Here is a 15584-nt window from a genome sequence, read left to right as displayed (position 1 = left end):
GTCTGGTGAGTCGCTACAGTAGCGCCATCCCGCCCCGAGGCACTTTCAGCCTTACTGATGCCGGGGCTCGTGAGCAGGGACGAAGTGCCTCCGGCTGAAGGTATGGCCACGCCCCGCCCGCGTTGGGCAGCCGGCGGCTCCAACTAGCCGACGCGAGGATGCCGCGGCTTGTGGCGCCTTTCGTCGGCCCTAGATCCTCTTGCTGCTCAGCGGTCAAAACCGCTTCGGCAGCAGTCATGTCGTCGTAGTCGGGCTTTTGGCGAGCAGTTCGTCGATGCGGTTCAGCACGGTCGCGCGCGCCCGGTGCCGCTTTTCGTAGCCTGCGACCTTCTGCAGCTCCCGCTGAGACAGACCCTGCAGTCTCTGGACAACTTCTCCCGCCGTGAGGCTGTCGTAATCGGCGATCGGGAGTTGGTCTGCATCGACGACCCTTCCGGTCATGGCCCGCTCGGCGCGCGCGACGCCAGGGATTCGACGGGCTTGTTCGCCCACCTGACCGGCCTGGTGCTGGACTTCCTGCCTCGCGCCGCCCATGATGGCCTGCCCGCGCTCGGCGAGGTCGTCATACGCTTCGCCGGCACGGTTCATCCACTGCGTGCGCTGCTGCCACGCGCGCCCCATCTGATCGGGAATGGCGCGCATCGCGTCCATCGTCCACGCCGCGGCACCCACCGTGGCGTACAGCGATCGCTGCGTCTCTTTGACCAGACCCATTACGACTACCTCTCACTCAGTACTCACCTGCCCGAACAGCAGTGGCACCCCGAGGTTCCCAACCTGCAGGGTCTGGCTGACTCTCTCAAAACGGGCGGTCAGCCGCAGCGTGACGGAGGTAGGTTCACTCCGGGTACCGCGAGTGCCCGAGGGTTAGGTACGAGCATGGCGGTAACTGACCGTGCACCCGAAGCTGCTCTCCTTCGTTCGTCGGCGGCGAAGGGGCATGCACAGGGCTATTCGGCCGAGGAGTTCTCTGCCCTGGATGGGGTGGCGGTGTAGCGGGAACCGGGCCGTGCCAAGCGTCCTCGGGCGGTCACCAGAGCGGAGCGCGCATCATCCCACCGGCCCGAGCGCAGGTGATCATTTGCGGCGTGGACAGCTTCGGCAGCGTCGTCCGCAACCGCTGGCTGTTCATCGTTTTGGGCAAGCAGGTCGACGGCACGCTGCACGTGGGGATGGGCCTGTTGGGTGGCGTCACCGTCCCCGGTGAGCACGGCCACCAATGCCGTATCGATCGCCTCCCGTACTTGGCAGGCGATGGCATCATGCGCGGGGTGCGACATGACGTCCCACGTTAAGCATCCGGTGGCTTTGTCCAATCCCGACACGCCCCCTCACCTGGGTGAAATAACCCCGTGTGAGCTGCGCGGACCTGCCTGTAGAGAGCACTGACGACATCTACGGTGGGTGGAGATTCACCCCTGCTGCTCCAGAAGCCGGGCGGTGGCCGGATCGATCAGCTCCGACCACTGCGAGAACAACCGCACATGCCCCCACTGGCGCACCGAGGCCCCCACCTCGCTGCTCGCCTCCAGTACCAGCGGCTCCAGCCCATGCTCGGCAACATTTGCCGGCGGGGCCAAACCCACCGGGCCCGCACCCACTTGGGCATCAGCAAGTCCACCGGCTCCCACCACGTGCGCAAGCTCGCCGATGCCGGATTCGTGCTGCTACACAAGGAAGCACCGCCACCCGTGTCTCGGTCGGCACCGCCTGCTGCACCGGACTCCCCCACGCGGCTGAGGCCGTCATGGGCATGCTCGCGCGACCTTGCTGCCCGACCAACCTACCCGATGACGTCACCGTCCGATCCCTCGAACCCGGGGACTGGCCTGCAGTACGCCGCACCTACGCCGAGGGCATCGACACCGGGTACGCCACCTTTGAAACCGAAGTCCCGCCCAGGAAATCCCTGGAAGCAAAATGGCTTCCGGACCATAGTTGGGCCGCCGAGATCGACGGCGAAGTCGCGGGATGGGCCGCCGTCACCCCCGTGTCGAACCGACACTGCTACGCCGGAGTTGCCGAAACATCAGTCTACGTCGGCGACGGATTCTGCAGACTTGGCATCGGAAAAGCCTTGCTGCACAAGCAAGTCACCGCCGCCGACACCGACGGCCTGTGGACGCTGCAAACCTCGATCTTCCCGGAGACCGCGCCAGCATCGCCCTGCACTACTCCGCCGGATACCGCACCGTCGGCATCCGCGAACGCATCGCCAAGCACCACGGCATCTGGCGCGACACCGTCTTCCTCGAACGCCGCCGCGCCCGCGACGACATCTGATGAACGAACCGTCACTCGCGTCCGGGGTGGCGGCTCGGTGAAAGGTTCCCGATGAACGACCACGACGCCACCGTCATCGGCGGCGGCCAGTACCGCCTGGCCGCCAGCTACGCGGCACCAGCGGCGATCACCGCAGCTACGACGAGACCGTCATCGACCGCCTGCTGTTCATCCGCGGCGCGCGACGGCTGAGGCTGCAACTGGCCGAGATCCGCGAACTGCTGGAGGTACGCGACACCGGCGTGTGCGCCTGCGAGCCCGCCGAGAAGCTGCTGGCCCGCCACCTGGACGAAATCGACGCCGAGATGCGGCGGCTGACCGCGCTGCGCGCCGAACTCGCGGCGATGCTCACCGCCGTGCCCGGCACACCACTGCCACGACCCCGGACACAGCGAAACCCCGCCGGTGAAGATCGAGCATTTGTGGTCAGCTGCGCTTACCGGCGCGGCGGTAGAGGAACAAACCGGCCAGTGTGGCCACAGCGATGAACCCGACGACCGTCAGTGTTCGCAACATAACAACTCCTTCAAGGTGTCCCGCGGGCCCTGCCGCCGGGGAAGTGTCCAGTGCAGCAGCACCGGACGCCGGATGCCCGACGAGTCACCAACGCGAGTGGTGCCCAACGAGGTGGTCGCTCAGTTGCGCGGCGGAAATACTTCTGGCCAACCAACGGTACGTTCTCGCGGATACAGGCTCGTGAATGGCACCTGCCACAACCGCGAACCGATCGACCAAGCCGAACTCGCGGACGGCGACGAGGTGTGAATCGGGGCCTTCACGTCACGTTCCGTATCCGCCGCTAGATCGAGCGCGCAACCCTCAGCATGATCGGGATGATCAGCTCCGCTGAGTCCGGTACCGCAAACACCGAGTTTTGATCTGCTGATATCCCTCCCCCAGGGGGACCGACACGCGCAGGGGAACCGCGAAAAATCGACCATCGGGATGCCGGCACCAACACCGATGCAGGTCTATTCGATCTCATGCGGTCACCGGAGCGCGCTCGTGGCAGTTATTGCACATGTCGATGCACTGCTGCATCTCTGTGCTCATCTGACGTGTCATTTGTGAACCTCCAACATCTTCCAGACCGGGTGAGGACCAGCTACGACGGCACAGCACATGACCCGGTTCGCAGACCCAAGGGATCCTGCGCATCCTGGCCAGCCGAGATCGCACGTCGTGGCCTGCCCTCGTGTTCGGATCAGACCTGCGGGCGAGCGCTGCAGATCATCATGCCTGTAGTTGTTTTCGGCATCCCTGCCAGTCCAGGACGCCACCGAGGTGGAATCCGCCCTGGCATCAACCAGCGTGACCGAGGCGGGGGCCGCAGCCGTCGGCGTCAGGGACCACACCAGCGACCAAGACATCGCCGCGTTCGTTATCCGAGGCGGGCAGACAACGCCAGGGGCCAAGTCACGGTCCGGACCCAGCACATCCACCGAGAACGTCGCGATGGACACTCAACCGGCGTGGGGCACTGTCCGTCGATGGTTCTTGTATTGCGACGGACCGGCTGCCGCTTCGGCGATCCACGGGCCGTCGATCGACGGATCGAGGATCCCTTCCTCCAGCCAGGAATACCGGCCCTCCAGCACCCGCCGAGCGAGGCCGCGGTCGTCGGCGTCGGTGTTGTGCCACAGGCGCCGGAACAGGTCCTCGACGCGCAGGCGGGCCTGCCGACAGAACGTGTCGGCCAACTCGACCGCCGACTCGTCCCGGTCGCCCGTTCGTGCGTACACGCAGCTCGCGCTCATCGCATACAGCTCCGCACCGATGTCAACGATGCGACCGAGGAAGAGCTGGCGGTGTTTCAGCCTGGCTTGCCAGCGCGTCATCCCGTAGAAGGTCTGCCGGGCGATGCGCCGACTGGCCCGTTCCACGAACCGCAGGTGTCCGGCCAACGGGCCGTATTCGGCGAAGCCGGTCGGCACCTGGCCCTTGCCCGCCACCAGCGTCGGCAGCCAACGGGCGTAGAAGCTGCCGGCGCGGGCCGCGGCGCGCGCCTTGCGCGGCAGATCGGCGGTCGGGTCGATGAGGTCGCCGGCCACCGACAGGTGTGTGTCGACCGCCTCCCGGGCGATGAGCAGTTTCATGATCTCGCTGGATCCCTCGAAGATCCGGTTGATGCGCAGGTCCCGGAGCAACTGCTCGGCGGGCACCCCGCGCTCACCGCGGGCGGCAAGCGACTCTGCGGTCTCGTACCCGCGGCCGCCGCGGATCTGCACCAGCTCGTCGGCGACCTGCCAGGCCAGCTCGGTGCTGTAGAGCTTGGCCAGCGCTGCTTCGATGCGGATGTCGTGCCGGTCGGCGTCGGCCAACCTGCCGGACACTTCGACCACGGCCTCCAGCGCGAAGGCCGTCGCGGCAATGAACGAGACCTTGCTGGCGATCGCCTCGTGCTCACCGATGGGTCGGCCCCACTGGACCCGCTGAGACGACCACTCGCGGGCGATCCGAAGACACCACCGCGCGGCGGCGGCGCACATCGCGGGCAGCGACAGCCTCCCGGTGTTCAACGTGGTCAACGCGATCTTGAGACCGTCGCCCTCGCGACCGATCCGGTTCTCGGCAGAGACGACCACGTTATGCAGCCGGGTCACGCCGTTCTCAATGCCACGCAGCCCGAGGAACGCGTTGCGGTTCTCCACCGTGATGCCCGCTGCGGCGCCCTCAACAACGAAGGCCGTAATGCCACCCCGGTGCCCCTCGGACTCGGGCACCCGCGCCATCACCACGAGCAGATCGGCCAGCACCCCGTTGGTCGTCCACAACTTGACCCCGTTGAGCGTGTAGCTCTGCCCGTCCTCGCTGGGCACCGCACTGACAGCCAGCCGCGCCGGATCGCTGCCCACATCCGGCTCGGTGAGCAAGAACGCGGTGATCTCGCGGACACACCGCGGCAGAAACTCCTGCTTCTGCCACTCGGTACCGAACAACTGGACCGGCTGCGGCACCCCGACCGACTGATGCGCCGACAGCAACGCCCCGATCGACGGGTTGACCGTGGTGACCAGCATCAACGCACGGTGGTAATAAACCGCCGGCAGGCCCAGACCGCCGTATTCCCTCGAGATCGTGATACCGAAGGCACCAATGTCCTTCAAACCGTTGATCACCTCATCGGGAATCCACGCCTCCCGCTCGATCTGCCGGCCATCGACCTTGGCCTCGCAGAACTCGCGCAGCCGTTCGAGGAACGCCTCGCCCCCGACCGTGGGCTCTGCCTCGGGCAGAGGGTCAATCAGATCGAGCCGAAGCCGCCCGAGGAACAACTCCTTACCGAAACTCGGCCTGTCCCAACGGGACTCACGCGCTTCCTCGGCCACCTGCCTGGCCCGGGCCGCGTCGACCTGCGCCCCACTCGCGAAATGGCTGCCCACCGTGTTCATCGCTGCCCCCAACGGCACCGCCGCATGTGACATAGACAAACCAACGGTACTACCGGCGGGTAACAGCCGGAAGCGATCGGCTCCTCCAACAACCCGAGACCGCTGCAGGTACCACCCGCCTAACGCCAGACGATCTACTACCCTCACCACCAGCCAGCCCCAGCGGAACACTCAACTAATCGTCTCCACCCGAACCGAGGTGCCGTTGCACAACACTGACCTCGTTGTTCGTCTGTGGCATGACGATGCCAAAGGCGCGGACGACGGCATAGCCCTCGAGCGTCGAGGTCAGCGCGGTTGGCTGGCCGCGGCGCGTTCGGCGGGCTCGACGGGACGGCCAAGACGAACCTCACCACGTGCTACCTGATCGTCCCGGGCGACACGGCCTCGGTGACGTTCAAGCACATGCCGCTGGCCATTACCGGCTGGCGCACGCGTGGCCAAAAGATGCAAACACCGCTCCGGCATGGCCGTCATGGGCTGGGAGCATTGGGGCCCGACGGGATCCGGCCTGTGGGCTGTGAGCGCGCATGTCGCCGAGACAGCGAGGAGATCCCGTACCCGGACCGCGATCAGCGGCCACCGTCAGACACCGCTGACCCCGCCATGAGCGACGCCGAGTACGAGGACGCCGCGCCGTTCGCGGCCATACCTGCGAAGCGGCCCGGCGGGGTAAGGCAACCGTGAGTGGGCATTCCTGGGTGGCACCAACACTCCAGCCTGCCGCAGCCACCACTGACTGTTCGGCCCTCTTTTAGTTTAGGGGCACCGGCGGTAGTCAGTCAGCCGGGCACGGAGGTCATCGTCGTCGCTGCCACGGCGAAACACCGGACGGTTCGGCTGTCCCGGCTGTCGGCCAGCACGTAGATCGTCGACGAAAGCGACCACGGCTGCGGGGGCAGGCAGCACTTGCCCGCCTTGGTAGACAATGGCAATCGGCGGGTAGTTCGGGTCTGATTCGATCGCCACGGCCCAACCACTTTCCTCATCCCACACCAGCGCGAGATCGTAAGCGGGGAAGTTAGGGGCACGAAAAGGCAACGCGACGTACGCAGAGGTCAACAGATCAAACTCGACCTCAACGGTGTCCGCATTGCCGTCTGTGCACACCCCCACGCCGCGGGCGACCGCGTGAACGTAGTCCATGACGGCTGTCGCCACAGATCCGGCAGGATCGATATCCACTTTGACCAATATCCACGTCACTGGCATACCGCGTCACGACCCGTCTTGCCGACTGCCACATCGAACACGATTGGGCGGCCCACAGACCGGGCGGAGATCAGCAGTGAACGGGCCCAGGGACCCGAGGAAGCGCGTTTCGAGGTCCTGGAGCACGAGGAGGGCAAGGTGGCGGTTCTGGGCTGCCAGGGGACGGTCGTGGCGTTCCTCGACCAATGTATCTGGAGTTCCGCGGAACGATTCGTGCTCACCGTGCGAACCGAAGTCACCGTTCGCATGCTGTGTGATGGATGAGGTGGCCTGCTTCTTCGGAGGGTCTCCGGGGCCGAAGAAGCAGGCCACGGCGGGCGATCGCGGCGCCGCGGCTGTTTCGGGGGGAGGACCGCGATCACTCTGGCACAAGGTATGCCCGTGGCCCGTGTGCGGCCTGGGCAACCGTGGGCCCTCGCGCGGCCCCAACCAGGAGACGGCCTGGCTCGTGCGGAGGGTTCCCGAGCAGGGCGCGGCGGCACCGCTGCCGCTACACAGGCCGCTGATCTGCTCAAATCAATCGTCCACCGAGCGTTGTGCTGCGGAAGATCCGGGCCTCGCCGGCCGTCGCCGCCGACACACGTCAGCGGCCGGGTGATCGGCGTTGCCGCAGCGCAGCAGGATCTTATCGCCCGACGGGGTGGTCCTGTCCTGCAATGCCCCGATCGAAGTAAGACGCAGTTCGCGTCAAGCGTCCTGGGGACACGGTCGGCGCCGTGGTGGTCGTACCTCAGGGCCGACCCTGCCCACGCGGGGGCTCTCATGGTCAGTCGGCCGTACACGACCGCGCCCCGGCCGTAGCAGGCGGCCAGCTGCACATTCAAACCAATGACGTCGCCACCGAAACTCCGAAACGGACCGGGCTGCCACGCGCGACTGACTTTGACTGCCAGGAACGATCGGGGAGCCTCCTTCCCGCAATCCGAACACGACCCGCGCCCCGCAGCACACCCCGTTGCGGACCCGGCAAGCCCCAGCCGGTCGAGCATCGGCGCGCACACCTGATGCAGCCCGGCAAGAGCGAGCTCCCTCTCCGACTCCACGCCGCCGGCTTGGGCGATGCAGCCCCAGCGCCTCGCACCTTCGGGCTTCAATGCCGGCCGGTGAATGGCTATCGCGGCGGGGCACGTCGTCGATGCGGGGGGCCTTTACCGCGTTCGGGTGGCCGGGGCTGCCGGGCGCACCGCGCGCATCAACGGTGTTGAAACACCACGCTTGAAGGGATCAGCTGCGGCAACGAGCCCTAGCCCAAACGTCTCGGGGCGGGCGCTTTCCTCGCATCCAAGGGTAAAATCGTGCTGTTCGAATGGTCCGGTTCGGGTGATTTCAACCTGTGCACGGCTGATCATGTGGCATGGAGTCTGTCCTGAGGAGGAGCCATGGCTACTAAGCAGCGGAAGCCAGCGGGTACTGAGGTGACGGCATCGGGCGCTGGGGGGACGCCATCGGGTGCTGGGGGGACGACGGTGAGTCTCCCCGGTGTGACCGCCGAGTTCCACCGCCCCGATCACTACATCCCCACTCGCGATGATCTTACTAGCACCGTCGAGACCGTTCGAGGCTATCTCCCGTCCGCCCAGATGATTGCCTTCTACGGTGGTCTGGGAGCACTGGCCGCGTTCTCGGTGATCGACTGGCCAGTGGCGGCGGCGATCAGCGTGGGTGTCGTGGTCGCACAGCGTGCCGGCAGCACGGCCTCGGAGTAATCGGGTGGCCGACGGTTCCGGAGCGGATGAGTCGGCTAGCACGCCGCGACGGCGCTCAGGCCAGATGGATCTGTGCAGGCTGTTTCACCGCCTGCATCAGGCGGAGGGTCATGCTCGGGTGGATCGGGAGTGCGTCCAGGGCTTCGGTTCCACCACGCGGCGTTGATCGTTCTTCGTGATCCGGGCGCGGTTCGCCCCGCAGCGGCTTGGCGTGCAAGCACACAGCGAAATGCTGGCGCATCTGACCGCTGGAGTACACCATGACGTGCCCAGGGCCGGTATAGACGCCGGCTAACCCGGTCACGGTGATGAGAATGCCGGCTTCCTCCTCCACCTCACGCACCACGCATCCAGTGCCGACTCGCCGACGTTCACCTTCCCGCCCGGCAGCTCCCAGTTCCGGGTATCGATGCGCTCCAACAGCAAGACCCGACCACGAGCATCACGAACCACCGCGAACGAGGTGGGAGCCAGCGAGTTGGCCACGGGGGCGTTCGGATCGTGGTAGTACGCCGATTGCCGCGGCACACCGACAAGCGTAGGCAGCCCAGCAGGTGCCAGGCCCGCCGAAAGGCACGAGTGCTGCCGCCCGAAGATCATTCGCTGATCAGCACAAGATCTGTTGTCCGGGGGTGGGCGCCCCCTTGGGAGGTCGCCCGCCCCAACTACGCACCGACGGCTGTGACTCAACCGCAGCAGCGACAGCCACGTCACGGCACTGATGCGCCGACGGCGTGCGTATCTCGCTGTCAAGTCAGCACGGTCTCAGTGGCGCACGTGTTTCGGACACGCTCGCACCCTTGGGTTTCCGGCGCTCAGATCATTCCTCTAGCTCTAGTAGCGCCCTTCGCTCCTCGCTGGAAAGCGGCGTTACGGAGCGTGGAAGGTGAAGCGGAACGTGCCGATCCAGATCTCGTCGCCGGTGGTCAGTGGTGCCCGGTCGACCGGTCGGCGGTTGAGGTAGGTGCCGTTCAGCGAGCCGTTGTCGACGATCGTGTAGCCGCGGCCGTCGTGGCGGATTTCGGCGTGGCAGCGCGACACTGTGGGCGAATCGAGCACGACGTCGCACGCACTGCTGCGGCCCACGGTGGTCGACGGTGTTGCGACCGGGATGACGGTCCCGGCCTGCGGCCCGCGGCTGAGGATCAGCCGCGCGGCCCCGGAAGTCAACGCCCCACTGGTCGGCGCAGGTGCCAGCGGGGCGTCCGGTACCGGCACGGCGGGGCGGGTCCGGTCGTCCCCAGTGCTGGGCCGGTTGTGCTGGGCCTCGTTCATGACGGTCTCCTGACGAAACGTGCGGGGTCGGGGTCCCGTCGGAGCCCGGCCTCCGCGGGGCAGGGCGAGGCTGTTGCTGCTCGCCTGCGAGGAGGTTTCCTTGCCCGGCTCACTTCGCAAGCTATTCCTCACAACTCAGAAACCCTTGGGGCAGAGCTGAGAAAACATTAGGAGTTCGGGTCTGCGAAACGCCGCGTTCATCAGGTGGACTCCGTCTTGGCATCCATCGGCGACCCTCGTCGGCGCCAGCCGGACCGCCAAGCCCACCGTTTCCGACATGAAGACCGACGAGTAACGATCTACTGGTCATCCCACAGCTCGCTGAGCAAGCCGAGCACCCGCCGCTCCAAGTCGTCCCTGATGCGCCGGACGTCCTCGATCGGCCGGTCGACGGGATCCTCGACATCCCAGTCCAGGTAACGGCGCCCAGGTAACACCGGGCACGAATCACCGCAGCCCATCGTGACGACCACGTCGGCGGCCCGCACGACCTCATCGGTCAGCGGCTTGGGATAGGCCTTCGTCAACGAGATGCCGCATTCCTCCAAAGCCTGCACCACCGTCGCCGGAATACTCCCGGCGGGCTGCGACCCGGCCGAGCGGATCATGACCCTGCCGAAAGCGTGGTATTCCAGCAACGCACCGGCCATCTGCGAACGCCCGATGTTGTGCACGCAGACGAACAGCACCTGCGGCGCGGTGATGTGGGTCAATCCCTGAGCACGTCCGTAGTCGGTGAGGCGCTGCCGAGCGAAGTGCGCCGTGAGGCTCACCAAGTGAATGTCCACTGTAGCTTGCTGCCGGAACATCCCGTAGGTCTCGAGCACGAACCGGTAGACCGTTTGTTCGCTGAACACTCCGTGGAAGCGCTCCGCCAGTTCGGCGGTGAGTTCTTCGAGCTGGTGGTCGATGCGGCGGGCGCGCCCCTCGGCTTGAGTCCCGGACATGTCATCCCCCGACTGGCGTGGAACTGCAGAACTGCGACAGTGGAGCGAAGCGGCACTCCTCACGGAGGCATCACAGCCGCTGGATGGATATTTGTCAATCCAGGAGAAACCTACTGCGACACAACAACATTGACACCACGAGCCCCGCCTGACAGACACGCTGCGCACGCAACGGCCTCCGCTCACGTCTTGGATCGGGATTTTTCAATCCAACCCTAGCTGTACAGCTTCTGTTCATCTGGAGTTTGGATTGAGAACCTTCAATACAGGCGTCACGCGAATGGCGGGGATCGATCGTCGGGATCGAGTGGACCGACCGCAAAAGGACAAGCTGTGACGATCCGTCAGGTGAAGGTAGCGCGCGGTGCCGCGTTCGCTGCCGCGTTGCTGATGCTGGGTGCGTGCGGGAGTCCTGGAGGAGGCGGCGGGGTGTCGGGCCCCGTGGTCATCGACGGGTCCAGCACGGTCGAACCGCTGTCGTCGGCGGCAGCGGAGCTGTACATGTCGGAGCACCCCGAGGTGAACGTGACCGTTGGGACCTCCGGTACTGGTGGGGGGTTTGAGAAGTTCTGCGCCGGCGAGACCGATATCTCCGATGCCTCGCGTCCGATCAAGGATAAGGAGGCTCAGATCTGTCAGCAGCACAACATCCAGTACACCGAGTTGCACGTGGCCAACGACGCCTTGAGCGTCGTGGTGAACAAGGACAACACCTGGGCCGAGTGCCTGACGGTGGGCCAGCTCAAGAAGATCTGGGAGCCGGGCTCCCAGGTGAAGACCTGGAACCAGGTCGATCCGAAATTCCCGAACGAGCCGCTGGCGCTGTTCGGCGCGGGCTCGGACTCGGGCACCTTCGACTACTTCACCGAGGCCATCAACGGTAAGGAAGGCGAGAGCCGGACCGACTACAATCCCTCCGAAGACGACAACGTCACGGTGCAGGGTGTGGCCAGTTCCAAGGGCGGGCTCGGCTACTTCGGCTACTCCTACCTGGAGGCCAACGCCGACAAGCTCAAGGCGGTCAAGGTCGATAGCGGCGGCGGTTGCGTTGCGCCGTCGCCGGAGACCGCGCAGAACGGCACCTACAAGCCCCTGTCGCGTCCGCTGTTCATCTACGCCTCGGACGCTGGCGTGAAGAAGCCGCAGGTGGCGAGCTTCGCGGAGTTCTACCTGCAGCAGAACCAGAAGATCGTGGAGGCCGCGAAGTTCATCCCGCTGACCGAGCAGCAGAAGGGCGAGTCCCAGGGCGAGCTCCAGCAGCTGAAGGCGAAAGCCGGTAACTGATGGCACGCGGCACGACCGCCCCGGGTGCCCCGCGGGGAGCCCGGGACCTCGGGCCTGCGGCGGCGGTCGGCTTGGTGGCGCGCCGCCGCCGGTGGAACGAGCACATCGTCATGGCGATCCTGGCGGGCTCCGCGTTTCTGTCGGTGGTGGTCACGGCCGGGATCGTCGTCTCCCTGCTGGCGCCGTTGGGCACGTTTTTCAGCCATGTCGGCGTCGGTGAGTTCCTGACCGGCACGTCGTGGACGGCCGGGTTCGGCGGAAAGTTCGACTGGGACGACAAAGCCTGGGGCGTGCTGCCACTGATCGTGGGAACCCTGTCGACCACGGTGATCGCGCTACTGGTCGCCGTGCCGCTCGGCCTGGGCGCGGCTGTAGTGCTGTCGGAGTACTCGGGCGACCGGGTTCGGCGCATCGTCAAGCCGCTGCTGGAAATCCTGGCCGGGGTGCCGACCGTGGTCTACGGATTCTTCGCCCTGACCATCGTCACGCCCTACCTGCAGACGCTGCTCGGCGTGGAGCTGTTCAACAACCTCTCGCCGGGCTTGGTGATGGGCTTCATGATCGTGCCCACCATCGCGTCCCTGAGCGAGGACGCCATGTCGGCGGTCCCGCAGGCACTGCGGCAGGGCTCCTACGCCCTCGGAGCCAATCGCATGAAGACCACGGTGCGCGTGGTGTTCCCGGCCGCGATTTCCGGGATCGTCGCGGCCATCGTTCTCGGCATCTCCCGCGCGGTGGGCGAAACGATGATCGTGGCGATCGCCGCCGGCAACCGGCCGACGTTCACCCTCGATCCGGCCGTGGGCGCGCAGACGATGACCGGCTTCATCGCCCAGGTCGCCAGTGGCGACGCCCCGCAGGGCAGCCCGGTGTACTACTCGCTGTTCGCCGTCGGCGCGCTGCTGTTCTTCATCACCTTGGTGGTCAACATGATCAGCATCCGGATGGTCCGCAAGTACAGGCAGGCGTACTGATGACCGCGACAACGCTGCCTACAGAACACGCCTTGGTCGGCGGCCGCCGCAGCGACCTGCGCTCGGCGGCGTTCGCCTTCGCGTTGTGGGCTTGCCTGGCCCTGGTGTGCGTGTTCCTGTTCCTCGTACTGGCCACCATTGTGCAAAAGGGGCTGGCACGGTTCGACCTGGACCTGGTCACGCAGCAACCCTCGAAGATCAACCCCGCAGGTGCCGGGGTGCAGTCGGCCATCTTCGGGACGCTGATCGTGATCGGCATGACCGCGCTCATCGCGCTGCCACTGGGCATCGCCGCCGCGGTCTACCTGGAGGAGTACGCCGACGCCACCCGCTGGTGGAACCGGTTGATCGAGCTGAACATCCAGAACCTGGTGGCCGTTCCCACGGTCATCTACGGCATCCTCACGCTCGCCTTCGTGGTGCGCGGCCCGATCTCCATCGGGGCCGTGGCCCTGGCCGGGTCGGTCGCATTGGCGTTGCTGATCCTGCCGGTCATCATCATCACCACCCGCGAGGCGCTGCGCGCGGTGCCGCAGGAGATCCGCGAAGGATCCTTGGCGCTGGGCGCCACCCCGCTGCAAACCACCTGGCGCCAGGTGCTGCCCGCGGCGATTCCCGGGATCGCCACCGGGTCGATCCTCGCGCTCTCGCGAGCCATCGGCGAGGCGGCGCCGCTGATCCTGGTCGGCGCCACCACGTTCGTGACGTTCAACCCAGACAACGTCCTGGACCGCTACACCGTGATGCCGGTCCAGATCTTCAATCTGGTCAGCCTGCCCCAAATCGAGTTCCGGGAGTTGGCGTGGGCGGCGATCCTGCTGCTGATGATCATCCTCGTGGTCATGAACGCACTGGCGATCTGGCTGCGCAACCGTTACTTCCAGCGCTGGTGAAGGACCGGAGGAAACCATCCCATGACTCGACCGGAACGCACCGCGAACCCGCAGTCCTCACCCGAGGACCGGCGCGACCAAACCCGGCGACTGATGACGGAACTGGATCACCACAGGTCCTTGGAGACCCCGGCCACCGCCCCGGACGGCGTCATCACCGTCCAGAACCTGGGCGTCCGCTACCACGGCTTCCTGGCCGTCGCGGATGTGAACCTCCGCTTCGGCAGCAAGGAGATCAGCGCACTGATCGGCCCCTCCGGATGCGGAAAATCCACCGTGCTGCGCTGCCTCAACCGGATGAACGACCTCATCCCGGAAGCCCAGGTGGAAGGCACCGTCGCCTACCACGGGGTGGACATCTACGGCGCGCAGGTCGACGTGATCGAACTGCGCCGCCGCATCGGCATGGTCTTCCAGAAGCCCAACCCCTTCCCCAAGTCCATCTACGACAACATCGCCTACGGCCCCCGCGTCACCGGCATGAAATCGTCCAACATGGACGACGTAGTGGAAGAGGCACTGCGCCGCGCGGCGTTGTGGGACGAGGTCAAGGACAAGCTCAAGAACAACGCCTTCAGCCTCTCCGGCGGACAGCAGCAACGCCTGTGCATCGCCCGCGCCATCGCCACCTCACCCGAGGTGATCCTGATGGACGAGCCCTGCTCGGCACTGGACCCCATCGCCACCGCCAAGATCGAAGACCTGATGAACGACCTCGCGGACCACTTCACGATCATCATCGTCACCCACAACATGCAACAGGCCGGCCGCGTCTCCCAACGCACCGCGTTCTTCACCGCCGAAGCCGACGAGCACGGCGACCGCACCGGCCGGCTGGTCGAGTACGACACCACCGAGAAGATCTTCGGCAACCCCTCCGACACCCGCACCGAGGCCTACATCACCGGAAAGTTCGGCTGATGGCCGCAGCGCCCGCCTCCCATGGGCCACGCCCGCGCCAGGCAAGGCACCCTTCAGCGACACCCACCGCCGACCGCAGTGGATCAACGCCGTCCGCGGGATGGGCTACCGGCTGTGGACAGCCCAACACAAGTTCATCTTCCGTTCATCATGCGTGACGAGGATGGACCTGTGATGACCAAGTCCGCTCGCCTGACCGCCGAACCGGCCGTCCAGCCCTGCTGGCAGGCGGATCGGACGTCGCCGAAGACACGGCCACCGCAGCAGCCCGGCTGTTCAAAGCCCTCGGCGACCCCGTACGCCTGCAGCTGGTCTCCCTGGTCTCCCTGGTCGCCACCTCCGCCGAGGGCGAGACATGCATCCGGGACCTCGCAGACCAGTTCGACATGCCCCAGCCCTCCCTAAGCGCCTCAAGATCCTCGTCAACGCCGGAATCCTCCAACGCGAACGCAAAGGCACCTGGAGCTGCTACCGCGTCGCCGACGAATACCTTGCCGCGCTGGAATACCTCCGCCGCAAAGACGGCCCGTTGCGGCCCTCCGCCTCCCGCTTCCTGGTCCCAGACGAGCCAAAGTCGCTCGCCTCCTAACAGCGGAGTACCTTCCCTGCTCGTTCAGCTGTCAGACAGGTGCCCGCCCCTCGACGATGGCCGGGTTACCAGCGCAGAAAGTGCGTCTGGGTTGATCGCGACCACACA

Annotated in this window: 15 protein-coding genes and 3 pseudogenes; 10 read left to right on the top strand and 8 right to left on the bottom strand. The window is 66.0% G+C overall.

Annotated features, from left to right (window positions below; all coding sequences use genetic code 11):
* Positions 1-234 precede the first annotated feature (234 nt).
* Positions 235-714, bottom strand: coding sequence for a hypothetical protein (locus ACRXBZ_RS39590; RefSeq protein ID WP_433883438.1), 480 nt, complete (start codon positions 712-714; stop codon positions 235-237).
* Between the two features lie 374 nt (positions 715-1088).
* Here ACRXBZ_RS39590 and ACRXBZ_RS39585 point away from each other — a divergent pair, with 374 nt between their 5' ends.
* On the top strand, positions 1089-1295 hold the full coding sequence (locus tag ACRXBZ_RS39585; protein WP_433883437.1) for a hypothetical protein: 207 nt from the start codon (positions 1089-1091) through the stop codon (positions 1293-1295).
* A 120-nt stretch (positions 1296-1415) separates the two neighbouring features.
* Here the strand turns inward: ACRXBZ_RS39585 and ACRXBZ_RS39580 are convergent.
* A pseudogene (locus ACRXBZ_RS39580) lies at positions 1416-1601 on the bottom strand (flavoprotein); the annotation flags it as partial.
* On the opposite strand from ACRXBZ_RS39580, the pseudogene ACRXBZ_RS39575 reads away from it, so the two are divergent.
* A pseudogene (locus tag ACRXBZ_RS39575) lies at positions 1602-2283 on the top strand (GNAT family N-acetyltransferase); the annotation flags it as partial.
* 137 nt (positions 2284-2420) lie between these two features.
* A pseudogene (locus tag ACRXBZ_RS39570) lies at positions 2421-2567 on the top strand (MerR family DNA-binding protein); the annotation flags it as partial.
* Positions 2568-3746: 1179 nt separating this feature from the next.
* Here the strand turns inward: ACRXBZ_RS39570 and ACRXBZ_RS39565 are convergent.
* Positions 3747-5675, bottom strand: coding sequence for an acyl-CoA dehydrogenase family protein (locus ACRXBZ_RS39565; protein ID WP_433884110.1), 1929 nt, complete (start codon positions 5673-5675; stop codon positions 3747-3749).
* Positions 5676-5972: 297 nt separating this feature from the next.
* Here ACRXBZ_RS39565 and ACRXBZ_RS39560 point away from each other — a divergent pair, with 297 nt between their 5' ends.
* On the top strand, positions 5973-6362 hold the full coding sequence (locus ACRXBZ_RS39560) for a hypothetical protein (RefSeq protein WP_433883436.1): 390 nt from the start codon (positions 5973-5975) through the stop codon (positions 6360-6362).
* A 72-nt stretch (positions 6363-6434) separates the two neighbouring features.
* Here the strand turns inward: ACRXBZ_RS39560 and ACRXBZ_RS39555 are convergent, their stop codons facing one another.
* Complete coding sequence (locus ACRXBZ_RS39555) at positions 6435-6881, bottom strand: DUF6292 family protein (RefSeq protein ID WP_433883435.1); 447 nt, start codon at positions 6879-6881, stop codon at positions 6435-6437.
* A gap of 1487 nt (positions 6882-8368) precedes the next feature.
* On the opposite strand from ACRXBZ_RS39555, the gene ACRXBZ_RS39550 reads away from it, so the two are divergent.
* On the top strand, positions 8369-8593 hold the full coding sequence (locus ACRXBZ_RS39550) for a hypothetical protein (protein WP_433883434.1): 225 nt from the start codon (positions 8369-8371) through the stop codon (positions 8591-8593).
* A 55-nt stretch (positions 8594-8648) separates the two neighbouring features.
* On the opposite strand, the gene ACRXBZ_RS39545 is transcribed toward ACRXBZ_RS39550, so the two are convergent.
* From ACRXBZ_RS39545 to ACRXBZ_RS39530, 4 genes are all read right to left on the bottom strand, one after another.
* A complete protein-coding gene (locus ACRXBZ_RS39545; protein ID WP_433884181.1) occupies positions 8649-8936 on the bottom strand; it encodes an NUDIX hydrolase in 288 nt (95 codons plus the stop codon).
* Complete coding sequence (locus tag ACRXBZ_RS39540) at positions 8894-9193, bottom strand: NUDIX hydrolase (RefSeq protein ID WP_433883433.1); 300 nt, start codon at positions 9191-9193, stop codon at positions 8894-8896. The genes ACRXBZ_RS39545 and ACRXBZ_RS39540 overlap by 43 nt, the downstream gene beginning before the upstream one ends.
* A 270-nt stretch (positions 9194-9463) precedes the next feature.
* Positions 9464-9868: an FHA domain-containing protein gene (locus ACRXBZ_RS39535; RefSeq protein ID WP_433883432.1), complete on the bottom strand. Its 405-nt coding sequence runs from the start codon at positions 9866-9868 to the stop codon at positions 9464-9466.
* Between the two features lie 299 nt (positions 9869-10167).
* Positions 10168-10815: an arsenate-mycothiol transferase ArsC gene (locus tag ACRXBZ_RS39530; protein ID WP_433883431.1), complete on the bottom strand. Its 648-nt coding sequence runs from the start codon at positions 10813-10815 to the stop codon at positions 10168-10170.
* Positions 10816-11148: 333 nt separating this feature from the next.
* Between ACRXBZ_RS39530 and ACRXBZ_RS39525 the strand changes: the two genes are divergently transcribed.
* The 5 genes from ACRXBZ_RS39525 (at position 11149) to ACRXBZ_RS39505 (ending at position 15476) form a co-directional block, all read left to right on the top strand.
* Positions 11149-12099: a PstS family phosphate ABC transporter substrate-binding protein gene (locus ACRXBZ_RS39525; protein ID WP_433883430.1), complete on the top strand. Its 951-nt coding sequence runs from the start codon at positions 11149-11151 to the stop codon at positions 12097-12099.
* A complete protein-coding gene (gene pstC, locus ACRXBZ_RS39520; RefSeq protein ID WP_433883429.1) occupies positions 12099-13073 on the top strand; it encodes a phosphate ABC transporter permease subunit PstC in 975 nt (324 codons plus the stop codon). Before ACRXBZ_RS39525 ends, pstC begins: the two co-directional genes overlap by 1 nt.
* The gene (gene pstA / locus ACRXBZ_RS39515) at positions 13073-13966 is read left to right on the top strand and encodes a phosphate ABC transporter permease PstA (RefSeq protein WP_433883428.1); all 894 of its coding nucleotides are present in this window, start codon (positions 13073-13075) and stop codon (positions 13964-13966) included. Before pstC ends, pstA begins: the two co-directional genes overlap by 1 nt.
* A 93-nt stretch (positions 13967-14059) precedes the next feature.
* Positions 14060-14887 (top strand): phosphate ABC transporter ATP-binding protein PstB, encoded by an 828-nt coding sequence (pstB, locus tag ACRXBZ_RS39510; RefSeq protein ID WP_433884109.1) that lies wholly within the window; start codon positions 14060-14062, stop codon positions 14885-14887.
* 355 nt (positions 14888-15242) lie between these two features.
* Positions 15243-15476, top strand: a complete 234-nt coding sequence (locus ACRXBZ_RS39505) for a hypothetical protein (protein ID WP_433883427.1) — start codon at positions 15243-15245, stop codon at positions 15474-15476.
* The last annotated feature ends 108 nt before the right edge of the window (positions 15477-15584 follow it).

The sequence above is a fragment of the Saccharopolyspora hattusasensis genome (assembly GCF_050972075.1).
Classification (GTDB): Bacteria; Actinomycetota; Actinomycetes; order Mycobacteriales; family Pseudonocardiaceae; genus Saccharopolyspora; species Saccharopolyspora hattusasensis.
Note: the sequence above shows the minus strand (reverse complement) of the source record. Positions and strands in the feature narration are given on the sequence as shown.

What these genes read in the sequence shown, in the direction of transcription:
- pstB (WP_433884109.1), top strand. Translation starts at nt 14,060, where the DNA reads ATGACGGAACTGGATCACCACAGGTCCTTGGAGACCCCGGCCACCGCC.
- ACRXBZ_RS39530 (WP_433883431.1), bottom strand. Translation starts at nt 10,815, where the DNA reads ATGTCCGGGACTCAAGCCGAGGGGCGCGCCCGCCGCATCGACCACCAG.
- ACRXBZ_RS39565 (WP_433884110.1), bottom strand. Translation starts at nt 5,675, where the DNA reads ATGAACACGGTGGGCAGCCATTTCGCGAGTGGGGCGCAGGTCGACGCG.
- pstA (WP_433883428.1), top strand. Translation starts at nt 13,073, where the DNA reads ATGACCGCGACAACGCTGCCTACAGAACACGCCTTGGTCGGCGGCCGC.
- pstC (WP_433883429.1), top strand. Translation starts at nt 12,099, where the DNA reads ATGGCACGCGGCACGACCGCCCCGGGTGCCCCGCGGGGAGCCCGGGAC.
- ACRXBZ_RS39540 (WP_433883433.1), bottom strand. Translation starts at nt 9,193, where the DNA reads ATGATCTTCGGGCGGCAGCACTCGTGCCTTTCGGCGGGCCTGGCACCT.
- ACRXBZ_RS39505 (WP_433883427.1), top strand. Translation starts at nt 15,243, where the DNA reads ATGCATCCGGGACCTCGCAGACCAGTTCGACATGCCCCAGCCCTCCCT.
- ACRXBZ_RS39590 (WP_433883438.1), bottom strand. Translation starts at nt 714, where the DNA reads ATGGGTCTGGTCAAAGAGACGCAGCGATCGCTGTACGCCACGGTGGGT.
- ACRXBZ_RS39535 (WP_433883432.1), bottom strand. Translation starts at nt 9,868, where the DNA reads ATGAACGAGGCCCAGCACAACCGGCCCAGCACTGGGGACGACCGGACC.